This is a genomic window from Serratia sp. Res13-Sevr-LER1-36-b (genome assembly GCF_015673035.1).
GTDB lineage: Bacteria > Pseudomonadota > Gammaproteobacteria > Enterobacterales > Enterobacteriaceae > Chania > Chania fonticola_C.
In genome coordinates, this window is the sequence record NZ_JADACK010000013.1 from 155,254 (window position 1) to 175,592 (window position 20,339).

Annotated in this window: 16 protein-coding genes and 1 riboswitch; of the genes, 9 read left to right on the forward strand and 7 right to left on the reverse strand. The window is 55.0% G+C overall.

Annotated features, from left to right (window positions below):
- Positions 1-237: 237 nt before the first annotated feature.
- Together ppc and argE are read right to left on the reverse strand one after the other, a co-directional pair.
- Positions 238-2,874: a phosphoenolpyruvate carboxylase gene (gene ppc / locus IMQ33_RS08690; RefSeq protein ID WP_024482863.1), complete on the reverse strand. Its 2,637-nt coding sequence runs from the start codon at positions 2,872-2,874 to the stop codon at positions 238-240.
- 315 nt (positions 2,875-3,189) lie between these two features.
- Positions 3,190-4,335, reverse strand: coding sequence for an acetylornithine deacetylase (gene argE / locus IMQ33_RS08695; protein WP_196061746.1), 1,146 nt, complete (start codon positions 4,333-4,335; stop codon positions 3,190-3,192).
- A gap of 218 nt (positions 4,336-4,553) precedes the next feature.
- Here argE and argC point away from each other — a divergent pair, with 218 nt between their 5' ends.
- From argC to argH, 4 genes are all read left to right on the forward strand, one after another.
- On the forward strand, positions 4,554-5,558 hold the full coding sequence (argC, locus tag IMQ33_RS08700) for an N-acetyl-gamma-glutamyl-phosphate reductase (RefSeq protein ID WP_024482861.1): 1,005 nt from the start codon (positions 4,554-4,556) through the stop codon (positions 5,556-5,558).
- Between the two features lie 20 nt (positions 5,559-5,578).
- The gene (gene argB, locus IMQ33_RS08705; protein ID WP_021181908.1) at positions 5,579-6,352 is read left to right on the forward strand and encodes an acetylglutamate kinase; all 774 of its coding nucleotides are present in this window, start codon (positions 5,579-5,581) and stop codon (positions 6,350-6,352) included.
- Positions 6,353-6,378: 26 nt separating this feature from the next.
- Positions 6,379-7,596 carry an argininosuccinate synthase gene (locus IMQ33_RS08710; RefSeq protein WP_196061747.1) on the forward strand — a complete coding sequence of 406 codons (1,218 nt, stop codon included), beginning with the start codon at positions 6,379-6,381 and terminating at the stop codon, positions 7,594-7,596.
- A gap of 74 nt (positions 7,597-7,670) precedes the next feature.
- Positions 7,671-9,044, forward strand: a complete 1,374-nt coding sequence (gene argH / locus IMQ33_RS08715) for an argininosuccinate lyase (protein ID WP_024527920.1) — start codon at positions 7,671-7,673, stop codon at positions 9,042-9,044.
- Positions 9,045-9,074: 30 nt separating this feature from the next.
- Here argH and IMQ33_RS08720 read toward each other — a convergent pair whose 3' ends face one another.
- From IMQ33_RS08720 to IMQ33_RS08735, 3 genes are all read right to left on the reverse strand, one after another.
- The gene (locus IMQ33_RS08720) at positions 9,075-9,401 is read right to left on the reverse strand and encodes a type II toxin-antitoxin system HicB family antitoxin (protein ID WP_065683806.1); all 327 of its coding nucleotides are present in this window, start codon (positions 9,399-9,401) and stop codon (positions 9,075-9,077) included.
- 416 nt (positions 9,402-9,817) lie between these two features.
- Complete coding sequence (locus IMQ33_RS08730; RefSeq protein WP_024527922.1) at positions 9,818-11,266, reverse strand: dihydrolipoyl dehydrogenase; 1,449 nt, start codon at positions 11,264-11,266, stop codon at positions 9,818-9,820.
- 133 nt (positions 11,267-11,399) lie between these two features.
- The gene (locus IMQ33_RS08735; protein ID WP_024482856.1) at positions 11,400-12,131 is read right to left on the reverse strand and encodes a glutathione peroxidase; all 732 of its coding nucleotides are present in this window, start codon (positions 12,129-12,131) and stop codon (positions 11,400-11,402) included.
- Positions 12,132-12,284: 153 nt separating this feature from the next.
- Between IMQ33_RS08735 and oxyR the strand changes: the two genes are divergently transcribed.
- On the forward strand, positions 12,285-13,202 hold the full coding sequence (gene oxyR / locus IMQ33_RS08740; RefSeq protein ID WP_024527923.1) for a DNA-binding transcriptional regulator OxyR: 918 nt from the start codon (positions 12,285-12,287) through the stop codon (positions 13,200-13,202).
- Here the strand turns inward: oxyR and sthA are convergent.
- The gene (gene sthA, locus IMQ33_RS08745) at positions 13,185-14,582 is read right to left on the reverse strand and encodes a Si-specific NAD(P)(+) transhydrogenase (RefSeq protein ID WP_021807209.1); all 1,398 of its coding nucleotides are present in this window, start codon (positions 14,580-14,582) and stop codon (positions 13,185-13,187) included. The two genes, oxyR and sthA, sit on opposite strands and share 18 nt — an antisense overlap.
- A gap of 214 nt (positions 14,583-14,796) precedes the next feature.
- Here sthA and fabR point away from each other — a divergent pair, with 214 nt between their 5' ends.
- Both fabR and IMQ33_RS08755 read left to right on the forward strand, forming a co-directional pair.
- Positions 14,797-15,429, forward strand: a complete 633-nt coding sequence (gene fabR, locus IMQ33_RS08750; RefSeq protein WP_024482854.1) for an HTH-type transcriptional repressor FabR — start codon at positions 14,797-14,799, stop codon at positions 15,427-15,429.
- Positions 15,430-15,442: 13 nt separating this feature from the next.
- The gene (locus IMQ33_RS08755; RefSeq protein WP_021807207.1) at positions 15,443-15,805 is read left to right on the forward strand and encodes a YijD family membrane protein; all 363 of its coding nucleotides are present in this window, start codon (positions 15,443-15,445) and stop codon (positions 15,803-15,805) included.
- 108 nt (positions 15,806-15,913) lie between these two features.
- Here IMQ33_RS08755 and trmA read toward each other — a convergent pair whose 3' ends face one another.
- Complete coding sequence (gene trmA / locus IMQ33_RS08760) at positions 15,914-17,014, reverse strand: tRNA (uridine(54)-C5)-methyltransferase TrmA (RefSeq protein WP_098929459.1); 1,101 nt, start codon at positions 17,012-17,014, stop codon at positions 15,914-15,916.
- 121 nt (positions 17,015-17,135) lie between these two features.
- Positions 17,136-17,351: riboswitch (cobalamin riboswitch) on the forward strand.
- A gap of 73 nt (positions 17,352-17,424) precedes the next feature.
- Between trmA and btuB the strand changes: the two genes are divergently transcribed.
- Both btuB and murI read left to right on the forward strand, forming a co-directional pair.
- Complete coding sequence (gene btuB / locus IMQ33_RS08765) at positions 17,425-19,305, forward strand: TonB-dependent vitamin B12 receptor BtuB (protein ID WP_065683810.1); 1,881 nt, start codon at positions 17,425-17,427, stop codon at positions 19,303-19,305.
- A complete protein-coding gene (gene murI, locus IMQ33_RS08770) occupies positions 19,250-20,113 on the forward strand; it encodes a glutamate racemase (protein WP_065683811.1) in 864 nt (287 codons plus the stop codon). The genes btuB and murI overlap by 56 nt, the downstream gene beginning before the upstream one ends.
- Positions 20,114-20,339 lie beyond the last annotated feature (226 nt).

The window sequence follows — 20,339 nt, forward strand, 5'->3', positions numbered from 1 at the left end:
TCTATCACCAGTAACGAATAGTACCGGTAATCCTGACGGAATTCTTTGCGTAATCAACACAAAAGGTGTGGCCAAACGGAGCATGGACTCAGAATGAGAGTCAGCAATAATAGTATTGATAACCCGCAATGGGTGACCGCAGGGACAAAATTCGCAGATTAGGAACGGGGGATAACCGGGGGGAAATAAGCACCGATGCCGATCGCATCGGTGCTTGCAGCAAATGATGAAGCAATATTAACCGGTGTTGCGCATCCCGGCCGCCACGCCAGCAATAGTGACCATCAGCGCCTGCTCAACGCGGGCATCCGGGTGTTCCTGCTGACGTGAACGGTGCAGCAGTTCAGCCTGCAACACGTTTAGCGGGTCGGTGTAGACGTTGCGCAACGCGATAGATTCGGCGATCCACGGCAGGTCTTCCATCAGATGGTCGTCGTTGGCAATGGTCAGCACCGCCTTGATATCGCTGGCCAATTGATCACGCAGCTGTTGGCCGAGCGGCCACAGGGACTTGTCTACCAGACGCTGATCGTAGTATTCCGCCAGCCACAGGTCGGCTTTAGCGTATACCATCTCCAGCATCGCGATACGGGTAGAGAAGAACGGCCAGTTGTGGCACATGGCTTCCAACTGGTCCTGCTTGCCAGCTTTCACCGCTTCCTGCAGGCCAGCTCCGGCACCCAGCCAGGCTGGCAGCATCAGGCGGTTCTGCGTCCAAGCGAAGATCCACGGAATGGCACGCAGGCTTTCAACACCGCCGTTCGGGCGGCGTTTGGCCGGGCGTGAACCCAATGGCAGTTTCCCCAGTTCCTGCTCTGGCGTAGCGGCGCGGAAGTAAGGTACAAATTCAGGGTTTTCACGCACGTAACCGCGATACATGTTGCACGAGGTTTCGGACAGTTCATCCATCAGCGTGCGCCATTCTGGCTTAGGCTCCGGTGGTGGCAGCAGGTTGGCTTCCAACACCGCACCGGCGTACAGCGCCAGGCTGCTGATGGTGACTTCTGGCAGGCCGAATTTAAAGCGGATCATCTCGCCCTGTTCGGTCACGCGCAGGCCACCTTTCAGGCTGCCTGGTGGTTGGGACAGCAGAGCGGCGTGCGCAGGTGCGCCACCACGGCCAATTGAGCCACCACGGCCATGGAACAGCGTCAGCGCTACTCCGGCCTTCTCACAGGTTTTGATCAGGGCGTCCTGTGCACGGTATTGCGCCCAGGAGGCCGCCATCACGCCAGCATCTTTTGCCGAGTCGGAATAGCCGATCATGACCATCTGTTTGCCCTGAATAAAGCCGCGGTACCAGTCGATGTTCAGCAACTGGGTCATCACGTCTTCGGCGTTGTTCAGATCGTCGAGGGTTTCGAACAGTGGGGCCACAGGTAGCGCGAATGGGCAACCAGTCTCCTTCAACAACAGGTGCACGGCCAAGACGTCGGACGGGGTACGAGCCATGGAAATGACGTAGGCGGCGATCGAACCTTGTGGCGCTTCGGCGACCACCTTGCAGGTTTCCAGCACTTCCTGAGTGTCTGCACTCGGCTCCCACTTCAGTGGCACCAGCGGACGCTTGGAGTTCAGCTCACGGATCAGGAATGCCTGTTTGTCGGCTTCTGACCAGCTCTCATAATCCCCCAGGCCCAGATAGCGGGTCAGTTCGGCAATGGCTTCGGTATGGCGGGTGCTTTCCTGGCGCACGTCGATACGCACCAGCGGCACGCCAAAGCAGCGTACGCGGCGCAGCGTGTCCAGCAGTTGGCCGTTGGCGATAATGCTCATGCCACAGGCCACCAAAGATTGGTAGCAGGCGTACAGCGGTTCCCACAACTGCTCGTTATTTTCCAGCAGGTCGTGCGGACGCAGCACGCGTTCACCCTTCAGGCGGCCTTCAAGATAGGCCTGGGAGCTCATCAACTGGCTGCGCAATTGCTTCATCAGTTCGCGATAAGGTTCTTGTACTTCGTCACCGCCGGCAAGTTCGCGCAGCTCAGGAGTACATTCGGTCATCGACAGTTCGGAGACCAGCACCTGAATATCACGGGTAAACAGATCGCAGGCCTTCCAGCGGCTCAGCAACAGCACGTGACGGGTGATTTCAGCAGTTACGTTCGGGTTGCCGTCGCGGTCGCCGCCCATCCAGGAGGTAAAGCGGATAGGCACGGCTTCTACCGGTAGGCGGTAATCGATGGAGTTTTCCAACTGTTCGTTGAACTCGCGCAGGAAGGCCGGTACACCTTCCCACAGGCTGTTTTCCACCACGGCAAAGCCCCATTTGGCTTCATCAACCGGGGATGGGCGATTCTTGCGGATCTCGTCGGTATGCCAGGATTGCGCGACCAGCTGGCGCAGACGGCGCATGATTTTATTGCGCTCGTAGTCGGCCAGGTCGTTATGGTCCAGCTGGCTCAGGCAGGTGTTCACCTCAACCAGCTTGTGGATCAGGGTGCGGCGGGTGATTTCCGTTGGGTGAGCGGTCAGGACCAGCTCGATGGAAAGATCGTCCACCGCCTTTTGCAGCTGTTTGTTATCCAGCTTGTTGTCTTTCAGCTTGGTAAACAACTGCGCCAAGGCTTCCGGGTTGCTGGCCGCTTCGCCGTGTGGCGAGATGCTGTGGTATTGCTCGGCAACGTTGGTCAGATTAAGGAATTGGCTGAAGGCGCGGGCAACGGGCAGCAGCTCATCGTTGGACAGGTTCTGCAGCGTGGAGAGCAGCTCCTGACGATGCGCCTCGTTACCGGCACGTGAAGATTTGGAAAGCTTACGGATAGTTTCAACGCGATCGAGAATATGCTCGCCCAGCGCTTCTTTAATGGTATCGCCTAGCAGTTTGCCGAGCATACTGACATTACTTCGCATTGCCGAATATTGTTCGTTCATATAATCCCTGACCCAGTTCTTTGCATACTTATCATCCTCCGATCGCGGTGTTTTTCGCCACGACCTGAACACGATGAGTACGTGATTTTTCATCTTGTAAGTAAATTTCACGTGCCGTCGCAGCCTGCCGGTTTTATCTGGTCACGTGCCTGTCCAATCATCAATTGACACTATTTTTAGCAAAAAAACATCAAATTCGGCGTATTTTCTGAAATTTAATTACGCGCGGCCGGTTATCAGTCTGGCTTATCGGCTTAAATTACTACGTCTTAAGAGGTAGGGGATGGTAACCCATTCCCCTGTTGTTATTAAGGTTTATTGCCGGCAGAAATGGTCGACCAACTGACCCAGCAGCTTACGCGTTGGCTCAATAAATGCGGTATCCAGATACTCATCCGGCTGATGCGCCTGGTTGATCGAACCTGGGCCGAGCACCAGCGTTGGGCACACTTCCTGGACGAACGGCGCTTCGGTGCAGTAGTTGACCACTTCGGTGCGTGAACCCAGCAGTTTTTCAATCACTGCCACCATGTGATGGTCGGTTGGGCATTCGTAACCAGGGATCGGCGGATGTAGCTCATCGATCGTCAAGCGGCCCGGCCAACGTTGGCTTACCGGTGCCAACGCTTCGTGCAGGAGTTCGTTGATGTTATCCAGCGTCATCCCCGGCAGCGGGCGGATATCCATATGCAGTTCACAGCAGGCACAGATACGGTTGGCCGCATCGCCACCGCTGATATGGCCAAAGTTCATGGTTGGGTAAGGCACCGCAAACGCCGGGTTGTTGTAGCGCTCCTGTAGGGTTTTGCGCAATTCCATCAGATGCCCAATCGACTCATGCATCAGATCGATAGCATTGACACCGCGCGCCGGATCGCTCGAATGGCCCGACTGACCAACGATGCGGATCGCACTGGAGATATGGCCTTTATGCGCGCGCACCGGTTGCAGCGAGGTTGGCTCGCCGATGATGGCAAAGTCCGGGCGGATTTTGCTGGAGGCAGCAAAGTAACGTGCGCCAGCCATCGTCGTTTCTTCATCGGCGGTAGCCAGAATGTACAACGGCTTGGTCAGCTTACTGGCATCGATATCGCGTACCGCATCCAGAATAAAGGCGAAGAAGCCCTTCATGTCGGCGGTCCCCAGCCCGTACAGCTTGTTGTCGTGCTCGGTCAGGGTAAAGGGATCTCGTGTCCAGCGCCCCTGATCGTAAGGCACCGTGTCGGTATGGCCCGCCAGCAGCAGGCCGCCGCTGCCTTCACCGAGGCTGGCCAGCAGGTTGAATTTGTTGCGGGTGTCCGGCACGGGCTGCACGTCGACGCGAAAGCCCAAATCGTTGAACCAGCTAGCCAGCAAGTTGATTAATGCTTCATTACTCTGATCGAGGGCGCCATCGGTGGCGCTGATCGACGGAGTGGCGATCAACGCCCGGTACAGCTCAATAAATGGAGGTAATTTCATCTTCACTGTTGACAGCCTTTGGTTAGGATAGTATCAATATTCATGCATTTATTTTGAATAAAAATACAGTAAGCTAGAGCGTAAGGGAACCTGTAACCCGGATGTTGATAAAAACATCACGCTCAACCACGTGGGTGAACCGCGCAACAACGCGACCAAGCCCTGCTACCGGGGTCGCCGTGACTCTTAGATTGCTAGCCAAGAAGGTGAAAGGCCACATGTTGAATACGCTGATTGTTGGTGCCAGCGGTTATGCCGGAGCAGAGCTCACGGCTTACCTGAATCGCCACCCACACATGAACATAACCGCTTTAGCGGTTTCAGCGCAAAGTGCAGATGCAGGAAAATTGCTTTCCGAGCTGCACCCTCAATTAAAAGGCATCGTCGATCTGCCATTACAGCCGCTGGTTGACGTTGCCGCAGCGGCCAAAGGCATCGACGTTGTTTTCCTCGCGACCGCCCATGAGGTGAGCCACGACATCGCGCCAGCATTCCTGGCCGCGGGTTGCGTGGTGTTCGATCTCTCCGGCGCATTCCGCGTGCAGGATGCTGATTTTTATCAACAGTATTATGGTTTTACACACCAGCATGCCGACTGGCTGGCGCAGGCAGTTTACGGCCTGGCGGAGTGGCAGAGTGAAAAACTCAAGCAGGCGCAGTTGATTGCCGTGCCGGGCTGCTACCCAACGGCTGCGCAGCTGGCGCTCAAACCGCTGCTCGACAAGCAATTACTGAACCTGGATCAATGGCCGGTCATCAACGCCGTTAGCGGCGTGAGTGGTGCAGGGCGTAAAGCCAGCGTCACGACCAGTTTCTGTGAAGTCAGCCTGCAACCTTATGGCCTGTTCAATCATCGTCATCAGCCAGAAATTTCTGCCCATCTTGGGGTGCCAGTTATCTTTACGCCACATTTGGGTAACTTCCCTCGGGGTATTCTGGAAACCATCACCTGCCGCCTGAACAAGGGCGTCACCGCGCAGGACGTGGCAGCGGCTTACCATGCGGCGTATGACGACAAACCGTTGGTGCGGTTGTATGACCAAGGGGTGCCAGCACTGAAATCCGTGGTGGGCCTGCCGTTCTGCGATATCGGCTTTGCCGTGCAGGGCGAGCATCTGATCGCCGTAGCCGCAGAAGACAACCTGTTGAAAGGTGCAGCCGCTCAGGCGGTGCAGTGTCTGAATATCCGTTTCGGCTTCCCTGAAACCCAATCCTTACTTTAAATCAGCGTGAGTAAACAGCAATGAATCCATTGATTATCAAACTAGGTGGCGTGCTACTGGACAGTGAAGAAGCGCTGGAGCGTTTGTTTACCGCGCTGGATGTCTATCGCCAGGAACATCAGCGCCCGCTGGTGATCGTTCACGGCGGCGGCTGCGTGGTGGATGAATTGATGAAACAGCTCTCCCTGCCGGTAGTGAAGAAGAACGGCCTGCGCGTTACTCCAGCCGATCAAATCGACATCATCACCGGCGCACTGGCAGGAACGGCCAATAAAACCCTGCTGGCCTGGGCGGTGAAGCACAAAATTAATGCGGTTGGCCTGAGCCTGGCGGACGGTGGCAGTGTTGCGGTAACTCAGTTGGACCCAGCGTTGGGCCACGTGGGCCACGCAGTACCAGGAACGCCTGCGCTGCTCAATACCTTGTTGGGCGCTGGCTACCTGCCGGTGGTCAGCTCCATCGGCATCACTGCCGAAGGCCAACTGATGAACGTGAACGCCGATCAGGCTGCGACGGCCCTGGCCGCCACGCTGGGGGCGGATTTAATCTTGCTGTCGGATGTCAGCGGTATTCTCGACGGCAAAGGGCAGCGCATCGCGGAAATGACCGCACAAAAAGCCGAGCAACTGATTGCTCAAGGCATCATTACCGATGGTATGGTGGTGAAGGTCAATGCGGCGCTGGATGCTGCACGTACCCTTGGCCGCCCGGTAGATATCGCCAGCTGGCGTAATGCCGAAAAGCTCCCTGCTCTGTTTAATGGTGTGTCGATTGGCACCCGGATCCTCGCTTAAATTTAGAATTAAAAAGGAATAACACAATGCAAAACAAAGGCATCAAGAAAATCGTTCTGGCGTACTCCGGCGGTCTGGATACTTCGGCCATCATTCCGTGGCTGAAAGAGAACTACGGTGGCTGTGAAGTGGTAGCCTTCGTGGCAGACATCGGCCAGGAGCGCGGCGATCTGGAAGGCGTTGAGCAGAAAGCTCTGCAATCCGGTGCCTCTGAGTGTCATGTTGTCGATCTGCGTGAAGAGTTTATCCGTGACTATGTTTATCCGGTGCTGCAGACCGGCGCACTGTACGAAGGCAGCTACCTGCTGGGTACCTCAATGGCACGTCCGATCATTGCCAAGGCTCAGGTTGAGCTGGCGCTGAAAGTGGGTGCCGATGCGCTGTGCCACGGGGCCACCGGTAAAGGCAACGATCAGGTGCGTTTCGAAACCACCTATACCGCATTGGCTCCGCACCTGAAGGTGGTCGCGCCTTGGCGTGAGTGGAACCTGCGTTCCCGTGAGGCCCTGCTGGATTACCTGAAAGTGCGTAATATCCCAACCACCGCTTCGCTGGAGAAGATCTACAGCCGTGACGAAAACGCCTGGCACATCTCTACCGAAGGCGGCGTGCTGGAAAGCCCGTGGAATGCGCCAAACAAAGATTGCTGGGTCTGGACTGTCGATCCGTTGGAAGCACCGGACAAGCCAGAAAAAGTGACCGTCACCGTAGAGAAAGGCTGCGTGGTTGCCGTTAACGGTGAAGCCATGAGCCCGTACAAATGTCTGGAAACCCTGAACGTGCTGGGTGCCAAACATGGCGTGGGCCGTATCGATATCGTGGAAAACCGCTTGGTAGGCATCAAATCCCGTGGTTGCTATGAAACCCCAGGAGGCACCATTATGGTCGCTGCGCTGCGTGGGGTCGAGCAGTTGGTACTGGATCGTGATAGCTTTAAATGGCGTGAGCAGTTGGGCCTGGAAATGTCCTACGTGGTCTACGATGGCCGCTGGTTTGCTCCGCTGCGTCGTTCCATTCAGGCTTCCGCACAAGCGCTGGCGGAAGAAGTTAACGGCGAAGTGGTATTGCAACTGTATAAAGGCCAGGTGACGGCGATCCAGAAGAAATCGGCCAACAGCCTGTACTCAGAAGAATTTGCGACCTTTGGCGAAGACGAAGTTTACGATCACAGCCATGCGGGTGGCTTTATCCGTCTGTTCTCGCTCTCTTCCCGTATCCGCGCGTTGAACGAGAAGAAAAAGTAACGTCGTTGGTTTAGCGTCAATTTGAGGGGCGCAGCATGCTGCGCCCTTTCGCATACTTATTCAGGAGCAAGATTATGGCACTTTGGGGCGGACGGTTTAGTCAGGCAGCGGATCAGCGGTTCAAACAGTTAAATGATTCCCTGCGCTTCGACTATCGCCTGGCGGAACAGGATATTGTGGGCTCCGTCGCCTGGTCAAAAGCGCTGGTGACCGTCAACGTACTGACGTCAGCAGAGCAACAGCAGCTTGAGCAGGCACTGAACGTGCTGCTGGAAGAAGTGCAGGCCGATCCTCTGGCAATCGTTAACAGCGACGCAGAAGATATTCACAGCTGGGTCGAGCAGAAGCTGATCGATAAAGTCGGCGATCTGGGTAAAAAGCTGCATACCGGCCGTAGCCGTAACGATCAGGTAGCCACCGATCTGAAACTGTGGTGCAAACATCAGGTTAGTGAACTGCATCAGGCATTGGTACAGCTGCAACAGGCGCTGGTAGAAACCGCCGAAGCCAATCAGGATGCGGTGATGCCGGGTTACACCCACCTCCAGCGTGCCCAGCCGGTAACTTTTGCCCACTGGTGCCTCGCTTACGTTGAGATGCTGGCGCGTGATGAAAGCCGCCTGCAGGATACGTTGAAACGTCTGGACGTCAGCCCGCTGGGTAGCGGTGCCTTGGCCGGAACTGCTTATCCGATCGACCGTGAACAACTGGCTGGCTGGTTGGGTTTTGCCTCTGCCACGCGCAACAGCCTGGACAGCGTCTCCGATCGTGATCACGTGCTGGAGCTGCTGTCCAATGCTGCCATCAGCATGGTGCACCTGTCGCGCTTTGCCGAAGATCTGATCTTCTTCAACAGCGGCGAAGCGGCGTTTGTCGAGCTTTCGGATCGCGTGACCTCAGGCTCATCCCTGATGCCACAGAAGAAAAACCCGGACGCGTTAGAGCTGATCCGTGGCAAGTCTGGCCGTGTGCAAGGGGCCTTGACCGGCATGATGATGACGTTGAAAGGCCTGCCGTTGGCTTACAACAAAGACATGCAGGAAGACAAAGAAGGGCTGTTCGACGCGCTCGACACCTGGATGGATTGCCTGCAGATGGCGGCATTGGTGCTGGACGGCATTCAGGTGAAGCGCCCGCGTTGCCAGGAAGCAGCACAGCAAGGCTATGCCAACGCCACCGAACTGGCCGACTATCTGGTTGCCAAAGGCGTGCCGTTCCGCGAAGCGCATCACATTGTGGGTGAAGCAGTAGTGGAAGCGATCCGCCAGGGCAAGCCGTTGGAAGACCTGCCGCTGAGCGATTTGCAGAAGTTCAACAGCGTGATTGGGGACGACGTTTATCCGATCCTGTCGCTGCAATCTTGCCTGGATAAGCGCGCGGCCAAGGGCGGCGTTTCTCCACAGCAGGTTGCCTATGCGATCGCCGAGGCGAAAAAACGCCTGTTCTAAGCTACGCTTGAGGGCAGCGCAATGCTGCCCTTATCCTGCCAATCGGGCGCACAAATAACGGTTCAGGCTAACGCCTTCATCCATAGCATTCATCGCCAGACGGCGATGCTGTTCCGGGGTCATCCGCAGCACCAGTTTCCCACTGAAGTTTTTCTCTGCCACTGCCTCTGGCGGCGTTTCGCCCTGGGCGAGCATATCGGCAATCACATCGCTCACCAGCTTTTCAATACCGTCCAACGCAGCGGTACGGGTAGGTGCCAGCCATGACAGAGAGGGAAACTCCGTACAGAGGCCGACATACTCGCTATCCTCCGCTGACCAGGTTATGCGGTAAGTGTAATGCTCATGTTTTTCCATTTTCTTCCTCCAGTTTAGCCAGCGCGCTGATCACCTGCTTGACTTGATATCCCTTTGCCATCCCGCTATCTGCACGTTGAATGTTCACACGTGGATCCCCCGGCCAAGGCATCTTGTAAACCTTGTGGCTACCACCGTTCAAGCGAGGTGGGCCAAACACAGTAAGTGCAGATCTTTACCAATGTGTTGAATTTGATATTGGCTTGCCGCTGTTGCAGATCGTCAATGGTTTCTCTGAGTCCTTTCATTTAGTGCCCCATATTAGTATCAATATTGATATCATTTCAAGATAAAGGAGCATAAAAATGACGCTAAAACCAAAACTCGGCAAGCAGGGGGATTCAAGGCTGGAATGCCATACGCAAAAAACCGGGCGCGGAGGCCCGGTTGTGCTGACTGACACAATAGCGAAAGGTTTATTCGCCAGGGCAACGCTGGCAGCGTTCTGCCTCAGACTCACCCAGCTTCAGCTTGGCTTGCAGATCGCGTAGCGCGGTACGCAACCCTTCTTCGATCACCGGATGGTAGAACGGCATATCCAGCATTTGGTCGATGGTCATCTGCTGCTGATGTGCCCAGGCCAGCAGATGGGCGATATGCTCCACGTCCGGCCCCATCATTTCAGCACCCAGGAAGCGGCCAGTCCCTTGCTCACCATAGACGTGCAAGATGCCTTTATTGCGTAGCATTACCCGGGAACGGCCCTGGTTTTCGAACGATACGGCACCCACTTCAAAGCAGCCACAGGCACTGAATTTCTGGTTCAGTTCACGGAAGGTCGAGCCGACCATGGCGATTTGCGGGTCTGAGAACACCACGGAAATCGCGCTACGGCGCAGGCCTGGCGTTACTTCTGGGAAGCTGCCGGCATTGTGCCCGGCAATACGAGCCTGATCGCTGGCTTCGTGCAGCAGTGGCAACTGGTTACTGGCATCCCCGGCGATGAAAATATGCGGCACGCTGGTTTGCATGGTTAAGCGATCGGCCTGTGGCACGCCTTTGGCATCCAGCACCAGGGTGGTATTTTCCAATCCCAGCTTGTCGACGTTCGGGCGGCGGCCGGTGGCGGCCAGCACGTAATCCACCATCATTTCCTGCGTTTGGCCGTGCAGATCCTGGTAGCGGATAAACACTTTGTCGCCTTCGCGCTGCATGATGTCTACTTTGACATCCGGGTCGAGATAGAACTCTTCACCCAGCGTTTTAGCAGCATATTCCCGCACTACGCTATCGGTCAGCGGGCCAACCGCGCCGCCAACGCCGAACACTTTAGTGGCAACGCCAAGGCGATGCAGCGCCTGGCCCAGTTCCAAACCGATCACTCCTGGGCCAAATACCGCGACGGACTGCGGCAAATCATCCCAGTTAAATACATCGTCATTGACGATCAGGCGATCGCCCAGATCGTTCCACGGCGCAGGCCAGCTAGGGCGGGAGCCGGTGGCAATTACGATACGCTGCGCGACGATGCGCGTATGTTCGTCAACCTGCAAGGTGTTGTCGTCAATGAAGCGGGCATAGCCCTGAATTTTGTCTGCGGCCGGGATGCTATCGACCCCTTCCAGTACAAAACCGACGAAGCGATCGCGCTCGCGTTTGACGCGATCCATCACTTCACGGCCATTGATGGTGGTTTTTCCCGCAGGATGGATGCCAAACCCTGGAGCCCGTTCGATCTGATGCACCGCTTCTGCCGCAGCAATCAGCAATTTGGAAGGCATACAGCCAACGCGGGCACAGGTCGTGCCAAAAGGTCCGCCCTCAATCATCACCACGCTCGGGGTAGAAAGTTTTGCTGCGCGGTAAGCGCCTAGTCCGGCTGTGCCGCCGCCAATGACGGCGACGTCGACATTCAACAGTTTCATATCCGCTCCTGAAGGGAATAAAAAAAGGGCGGGTTAGCACCCGCCAAAAGTCACATTACTGCTATGCCGTTGGTTTTTTCAGGCGACAGATTGTTGAACCGTGCCTGAGGCCCATCGGGTTTATTTTTATCATTCAGGCTGACAGGAAGTTTTCCAGATCGTCGCTACCACCGATGTGGCGACCACCGATAAACACCTGTGGCACGGTAGCGCGGCCGCTGACAGCGCGCAGGCTGACCGTGGTCGCGTCTTGGCCCAACACGATTTCTTCATATTGGATCCCGCGCTCTTGCAGCATTTGTTTGGCTTTGGCACAGAACGGGCAACCCGGTTTGGTGAACAGGGAAACCGATTCCTGCACTTGGAATTCCGGTGCCAGGTATTTCAGCATGGTGTCGGCGTCAGAAACTTCAAACGGGTCGCCCGGCTTGTTTGGTTCGACGAACATTTTTTCTACCACACCGTTACGCACCAGCATGGAGTAGCGCCATGAACGTGGACCAAAGCCCAGATCGGCTTTCTCAACCAGCATGTTCATGCCCTTGGTGAATTCACCGTTGCCGTCCGGCACGAAGGTAATATTTTCGGCGTGTTGATCGGCTTTCCAGGCGTTCATCACAAAGGTGTCGTTCACTGAGACGCACAGGATGCTGTCAACGCCGTGTTGCTTGAACACGCTAGACAGTTCGTTATAGCGCGGCAAATGGCTTGATGAGCAGGTTGGGGTGAACGCGCCCGGCAAGGAGAACAGGATCACGGTTTTGTCTTTAAACAGGTCATCCGTGGTGACATCGATCCATTGGTCGCCCTGGCGAGTATGGAAGGTAACCTGAGGGACTTTTTTGCCTTCTTGACTGGTAAACATGAATTAACCCCTTAATTAGAAAAATGAATTTTTTATGTTGGCGCCGTTGCGCTTCGTTGGGGGACATTATTCACTGCGGGGCTTGATAGTTCTAATCACTCGTTGCTATCTTATCTATCGCCATGAGCTATCATGGCCAGGAGGGAAACAACAATGAATATTCGTGATTTAGAGTATCTGGTCGCCTTGGCCGAGCACCGCCACTTCCGGCGTGCTGCCGACTCATGCCATGTCAGTCAACCAACATTGAGTGGACAGATCCGCAAGCTGGAAGACGAGTTGGGCGTGATGCTGCTCGAGCGGACCAGCCGTAAGGTGCTTTTCACGCAGGCAGGCTTACTGCTGGTGGAGCAGGCGCGCACCGTGCTACGCGAAGTCAAAGTCTTGAAGGAAATGGCCAGCCAGCAGGGGGAGGCGATGTCCGGGCCGTTGCATATCGGCCTGATCCCTACCGTGGGGCCTTATCTGCTGCCGCAGATTATCCCGACGCTGCATAAATCCTTTCCCAAGCTGGAAATGTACCTGCACGAAGCACAAACCCATCAACTGTTGGCACAGCTGGACAGCGGCAAGTTGGACTGCGCTATTCTTGCCCTGGTGAAAGAAACCGAAGCCTTTATCGAAGTGCCTTTGTTCGATGAGCCGATGCAATTGGCTGTCTATTCCGACCATCCGTGGGCGCAGCGCGAACGCGTGGCGATGGCCGATTTGGCGGGTGAAAAACTGCTGATGCTGGAAGATGGCCACTGCTTACGCGATCAGGCGCTGGGCTTTTGCTTCCAGGCCGGTGCTGATGAGGATACCCACTTCCGCGCGACCAGTTTGGAAACGCTGCGTAATATGGTTGCCGCAGGCAGTGGGATAACGCTGTTGCCCGCCTTGGCAGTACCGCGTGAACGCGAGCGTGACGGCGTCTGCTATCTGGAGTGCTACAAACCGGAACCGAAGCGCACCATTGCTCTGGTGTATCGCCCCGGCTCCCCGCTGCGTAGCCGCTATGAGCAGTTGGCCGAGGCTATTCGCGAACACATGCAGAACTACCTGAAAGCGAACTTAAAACAGGCGGTTTAAGCCGTTTAGCGCTGCCACGCGGTAGGCTTCGGCCATGGTCGGATAGTTGAAGGTGGTATTGACGAAATACTCGATGGTATTACCTTCACCTTTCTGTTCCATGATCGCCTGACCGATGTGAATGATCTCTGCCGCACGCTCACCAAAGCAGTGGATCCCCAGGATCTGCAAGGTATCGCGGTGGAACAGGATCTTCAGGCTACCCACGTTCATGCCGGCAATCTGCGCCCGGGCCAGGTGTTTGAACTGGGCGCGGCCCACTTCGTAGGGCACTTTCATTGCCGTCAGTTCCTGCTCGGTTTTACCGACGGAGCTGATTTCTGGAATGGTATAAATGCCCGTTGGAATGTCTTCGATCAGATGCCCGCTGGCTTCCCCAGAAGAGATGGCCTGAGCGGCGATGCGTCCCTGGTCATAAGCGGCAGACGCCAGACTCGGATAGCCGATCACGTCACCTACGGCATAAATGTGGGATACGGCGGTCTGATACATGCTGTTGACCTTCAGCAGGCCACGGCTGTCTGATTCCAGACCCACGTTCTCCAGGCCAAGCGCATCGGTGTTACCGGTACGGCCATTGGCGTACAGCAGGCAATCGGCCTTCACTTTCTTGCCGGATTTCAGATGCACAATCACGCCATCGTCGGTGCCTTCGATCTTCTCGAACTCTTCATTGTGGCGGATCACCACGCCGTTATTCCAGAAGTGATAAGACAGAGAATCTGACATCTCCTGATCGAGGAACGCCAGCAACCGATCGCGGGTGTTGATCAAGTCCACCTTCACGTTCAAGCCACGGAAGATAGAAGCATATTCGCAGCCAATCACCCCGGCGCCGTAGATAATCACGTGGCGTGGCTCGTGGTTCAGCTCCAGGATGGAGTCGCTGTCATAAATGCGCGAGTGGTTAAAATCAACGCCGTTCGGATGATAAGGGCGTGAACCGCAGGCGATCACGATATGGTCGGCGCGGATGGTATCCTGCGTGCCATCCATATAGCTTACGCTGACGGTGTTGGCGTCGATAAACTTGGCGTTACCGGCGAACAGCTTGCACTGGTTACGCTCGTAGAACCCTTGGCGCATGCGCGTTTGCTGGTTAATCACGCTGTCGGCGTGGCGTAAAATGTCAGGGAAGGTGGCGCTAAGGGTGCGGGAGTTGTTGTAAAGCGGGTTCTGGTTGAATTCGATAATGCGGCTGACAGCGTGGCGGAGGGCTTTTGAGGGGATGGTTCCCCAGTGAGTACAGCCGCCGCCCACGTTATTGTACCGTTCGATCACGGCCACGCGGGCACCTTGTTTCACCAGACCCATGGCTGCGCCTTCACCACCAGGGCCGGAGCCGATGATAATGGCATCAAATTGATAGTGTTGTTGCATGTAGGAGAGACCTGTTCTTATACAAATTTACAACGGTATCTTAACATCATAGCGCTGCGTGCCCAATTACCATTAGCCTTTTTGTGGCAAAGCACAATCGGTGTGGCCTAGAACTGTGACAAAGCGCGTTTGTATAAATGCTGTTGCAATAAATTTGCTATATTGCCAGTTCTGCGGCGTTAGACTGAAGAAGGGAAGTCATCCGGATATGCAAATGGGCGTCAGAGCACAACAAAAAGAACGCACTCGTCGTTCCCTCATTGAGGCGGCTTTCAGCCAACTGAGTGCCGAGCGCAGTTTTGCCAGCCTGAGCCTGCGTGAAGTCTCACGAGAGGCGGGCATCGCGCCCACGTCTTTCTATCGCCATTTTCGCGATGTGGATGAGCTTGGACTCACCATGGTTGACGAAAGTGGCCTGATGCTGCGCCAATTGATGCGCCAGGCACGCCAGCGTATTGCCAAAGGCGGCAGCGTGATCCGCACGTCGGTATCGACCTTTATGGAGTTTATCGGCAATAATCCCAACGCCTTTCGGCTGTTGCTGCGAGAACGTTCCGGCACCTCGGCCGCATTTCGTGCGGCGGTAGCACGGGAAATCCAACATTTTATCGCCGAACTGGCAGATTACCTTGAGCTGGAAAACCATATGCCTCGCAGCTTTACCGAGGCGCAGGCGGAAGCTATGGTGACGATTGTCTTCAGTGCCGGTGCGGAAGCGCTGGATATTGATATTGAACAACGGCGGCAGCTCGAAGAAAGGTTAGTGTTGCAACTGCGGATGATCTCCAAAGGAGCCTATTACTGGTATCGCCGCGAACAAGAAAAAGCATCTGTATCCCACGTATAACAAGGTGAAAGTCATGGAAAAACTAAGCCGTGAGAATGGTACTTTACTGCTGGCGTTGATTGCCGGCCTGTCCGTAAACGGTTCCTTTGCCGCGCTGTTCAGCTCGGTGGTGTCGTTTTCAGCCTTCCCGTTGATTGCTTTGGTGTTGGCGGTATATTGCCTGCATCAGCGTTATCTGAACCAGCCAATGCCGGATGGCATGCCAAAACTGGCGGCCGGCTGTTTCCTGTTGGGCGTCCTGGGATATAGCGCGATCGTGCGTGCGGAATATCCGCAGATCGGCTCGAACTTCCTGCCCTCGATTGTTTGCGTGGTGCTGGTGCTCTGGATTGGTTTCCAATTAAAGAAACGCAATACCGTCACTGTTCAGCATTAAAAATGGTTTCATCGAGAAAAGGCACTCCGCGGAGTGCCTTTTTTGTTTTTACAGTGGTGCGGATACTCCGCAGCCAGCTCGCGATGTAGGGCGCAGCGCCCGTCTAGATCAACGGCGTTCGAGTAATACGCCACATTCCATATGATGGGTGTATGGGAACTGATCGAATAGAGCCAGGCGAGTGATGTTGTGCGTGGCCTGTAGCGTATCCAGATTGGCGCACAGGGTCTCCGGGTTGCAGGAGATGTAAAGGATGCGTGGATAGGTCTGCACCATCTTCACCGTTTCCTCATCCAGCCCGCTGCGCGGCGGATCGACGAAAATCGTTTCACAGTTATAGCTGCTCAGATCGATCCCTTTTAACCGGTTGAACTCGCGAGCGCCGTTCATTGCCTGAGTGAAATCCTCCGCCGCCATGCGGATAATCTGCACGTTGTCGATATGATTGGCCGCGATGTTGTACTGCGCCGCCGCCACCGAAGGCTTGGCAATTTCAGTGGCTAACACCCGCTCGAAGTTGCGGGCCAAGGCCAGCGAGAAGTTGCCGTTACCGCAATACAGTTCTAGCAGATCCCCTTTTGAACCTTGGGTCACATCCAGCGCCCATTCCAGCATTTGCACGTTCATGGCTGCGTTGGGCTGGGTGAAGCTGTTTTCAACCTGGCGATAAATCATTTCGCGGCCAGCGACCGGCAGCACTTCGTCGACGTAATCCTGATCCAGCATGATTTTCATCTTCGAGGCGCGGCCAATCAGCTGCACATCGAAGCCGTCTGCGCGTAACGCGTCACGCAGCGCAGTGGCATCTTGCTGCCATTGTTCGTCCAGCTTGCGGTGATACAGCAGTGAGGCAATGATTTTACCGCTTTGCGTAGAAAGATAATCGATCTGGAACAGCTTGTGGCGCAGCACCGGATTGGGCTTGAGGGCCGCCATCAGGGCGCTCATCAGGCGGTTAATCAGCTCACTGGCCGCCGGGAAGCTATCGACACGGATACGCTGCTTGGTCTGCTGATCGAACATGATGTGGTACATATCGTCCTCATCATGCCAGATGCGGAATTCCGCACGCATCCGGTAGTGGCTGACTGGCGAGCGAAACACTTCCGGCTCGGGCGCCGTGAACGGTGACATCATGGTCTTCAGGCGGGCTGTTTTCTCCGCCAGTTGGTCGTCATAGCGTTCAATGGGCAAATTCTCGGGCGTCATGGTTTCTCTCGTCAGGCAAATTGGATCAGCGGGGGATTGTAGGGAATCAGCCCGTGAAGTCCAGTTTTGTTGTGGTGCTATTTTGCAACACTGTTGGCAATCTAGACATCCATTTTCATTGATTGTAGCATTGCCGTCCGGTCTCAAGCAGCGAGTGAAAAGGGAATCCAGTGCAAATCTGGAGCTGACGCGCAGCGGTATGGGGAAGTCACGGCGATAGCGTTAAATAACGCAGACACTGTCCACTGCAGGATGGGAAGTCATCGCCCGGTGCGGGTTGCCACAGGCAACCGGCAAATCCCAAGCCCGAAAACCTACCGGTGTACGTCGCAATATCCATAGCCGTCGCGAACTACCGGCCGTGGCCCTGCGGCATCCCCAATGAAGTTTGGATGCTTTTTATAATGACAATGATAAAAAATACACTGCTGGCGGTGGTCTCCTCCGTGACGGCATTTTCTGGATGGGCGCAAGATAACACCACGGCTAAAAGTAGCGATGATCTGGTGGTTACCGCCAATCGCTTCCCTCAACCGGTCTCTTCCGTATTGGCGCCTGCCGATGTGGTGACCCGCGAAGATATCGACCGTTGGCAGGCCAAAAGCCTCAATGATGTGATGCGTCGTTTGCCCGGTGTCGATATTTCACAGTATGGCGGTATGGGGCAGGGGTCATCTCTCTCGGTACGCGGCACTGAAGCTCGTCATGTATTGGTACTGATCGACGGCGTGCCAATGGCCCGTTTGGGGATCAGCAACGGCGTCGATTTTAACCAGGTTCCGTTGGCGCTGGTTCAGCGTGTGGAGTTTATCCGTGGGCCGCGTTCCGCCATTTACGGTTCTGGTGCTATCGGTGGGGTCATCAACATCATTACCCAGACGGATAAAGAGGGCGGTAAAGTCCAGGCGGGTATCGGTTCTAAAGGATACCAGCAGTACGATGGTGCCTTGCGCCAGCGTTTTGATAATACGGTTGCTACCGTTGCGGGCAGTTACCAGATGACCAATGGCTTCAATGTGCAGCCAGGCTCGCCTTATTCGGTCGACAGCGATCGTGACGGTTTCCGTAATAAAAGCTTCTGGGGTGGGTTGGAGCAGCAGTTCAATCAGAATTTCTCAGGCTTCGTGCGGGGTTATGGTTATACCAATAACTCGGACTACGATGTCGGCAGTGTACCTTACAGCCCGAAGTACAGTAATGATGAAGACCGCCTGTATAGCCACACCTATGATATGGGGCTGCGTTTCCTGTCTGGGGCTTTCTCTTCTCAACTGACGGGCAGCTATCAGAAACAGAAGGATTACAACTACAGCAGCCAGAACGGCCGTTATGGCATCAGTACCACACTTGATGATATGGATCAGCGTAACCTGCAATGGGGCAACACCTATGCTTTCGAGCACGGCAGCGTCACTGCCGGTGCCGATTTCCAGCAACAGCGCCTGACCTCTTCCGACAATTCCTTTGCCGATACCTATAAAAGAGACAACACGGGGCTGTACCTGAGCGGTCAACAGCAGTTTGGCAGCGTGACGCTGGAAGCCTCTGGGCGTGAAGACAAGGCAGGTGACTTTGGTTGGCACGGCACTTGGCAGACCGCGGCGGGTTGGGAGTTTGTTGATGGCTATCGAGCCACCTTGTCTTACGGTACTGGTTTCCTGACGCCATCGCTGGGCCAGCAATATGGCTCAAAACGCTTTGGCATTGATTCCAATAGTAATCTCAAGCCGGAAGAGTCCAAACAGTGGGAAATGGGTCTGGAAGGTTTGACCGGGCCGTTGGATTGGCGTCTGTCTGCTTACCATTACAAAATCCAGAACCTGATCAACTATGATTCTGACCCGGTGACCTATCAGGGCCAGTATTACAATGTGGATAGGGCAACGATTAAAGGCGTTGAATGGACGGGTAGCTTTGATACCTGGATGTTCACCCACAGGTTGACGCTGCAATATATCGATCCGCGTAATGACCAGACCGATGAGGTGTTGGCGCGCCGTTCGAAACGTCAGGCCAAATATCAGCTGGATTGGACGATGTTCAACCTGGACATGGATATCTCGTATCAGTACTACGGCAAGCGCTACGACAATATCTCTTCTACTTATAACCCTGAGCAGCGCGTATTGCCGAGTTACAGCACGGTCGACGTGAGCGCCTCATATCCAATAACCTCTCAACTGACAGTTCGTGGTAGAATTGCCAACCTGTTTGATAAAGATTATGAGACGGCTTATGGCTACGCTACCCCAGGAAGAGAGTACTACCTCACTGGCAGCTATACCTTCTAACGCCACTGCGGCTCCTCGCCCGACGGCGCTGGTTTTTGATTCCGGCGTCGGCGGGTTGTCAGTGTTTCAGGAGGTTCGGCAACTGCTGCCGGATCTCCACTATATCTACGCCTTCGATAACGTGGCATTCCCCTACGGCGAGAAATCCGAAGAGTTTATCGTGGAGCGCGTGCTGGAAATTGTCAGTGCGGTTCAGCAGCGCCATCCTCTGGCAATCGTCATCATTGCCTGTAATACCGCCAGTACCGTTTCCTTACCCGCACTGCGTGAACGTTTTGCTTTCCCGGTAGTGGGGGTGGTGCCTGCGATCAAGCCTGCTGCCAAACTGACCGCCAACGGTATCGTCGGTTTGCTGGCTACGCGTGGTACGGTTCAGCGTACTTATACTCATGAACTCATCGAGCGTTTCGCGACAGATTGCAAAATCGAGCTGTTAGGCTCTTCTGAGCTGGTGGAACTGGCAGAGGCCAAACTGCATGGTGAACCTGTACCGCTGGCAACGCTGAAGAAAATATTGCAGCCGTGGCTGAACATGCGCGAGCCTCCGGACACGGTAGTGTTGGGCTGTACTCACTTCCCTCTATTATCTGAAGAGTTGATGCAAGTCCTGCCTGAAGGAACGCGGCTGGTGGATTCCGGTGCGGCAATTGCCCGCAGAGCCGCATGGCTTATCTCTAATCAGGAAAATCTGGTCTCAACTCAGGAAGAGAATCTGGCGTATTGCATGGCACTGAATGAAGACACCGATGCTTTATTGCCCGTTTTGCAGGGTTATGGCTTTAAATCGTTGAAAAAACTGCCGCTTTAATGGAGTTTTGCTTAAACATTCGACGGTCAGAAAAAAAAGTGAATTTAGGGGTTGCGGCGTTCTGAGAACTCCCTATAATGCGCCTCCACTGACCGGGAACAACGACGAAGCAGTCGCCCAGCCAGGAAGAAGCAACCCGGTGAAAACACCGCGTCTCGTAAGAGAAAAAGGTTGACTCTTCAGCGGGAAAGCGTAATATGCACCTCCCGCGTTACCGAGAAACATC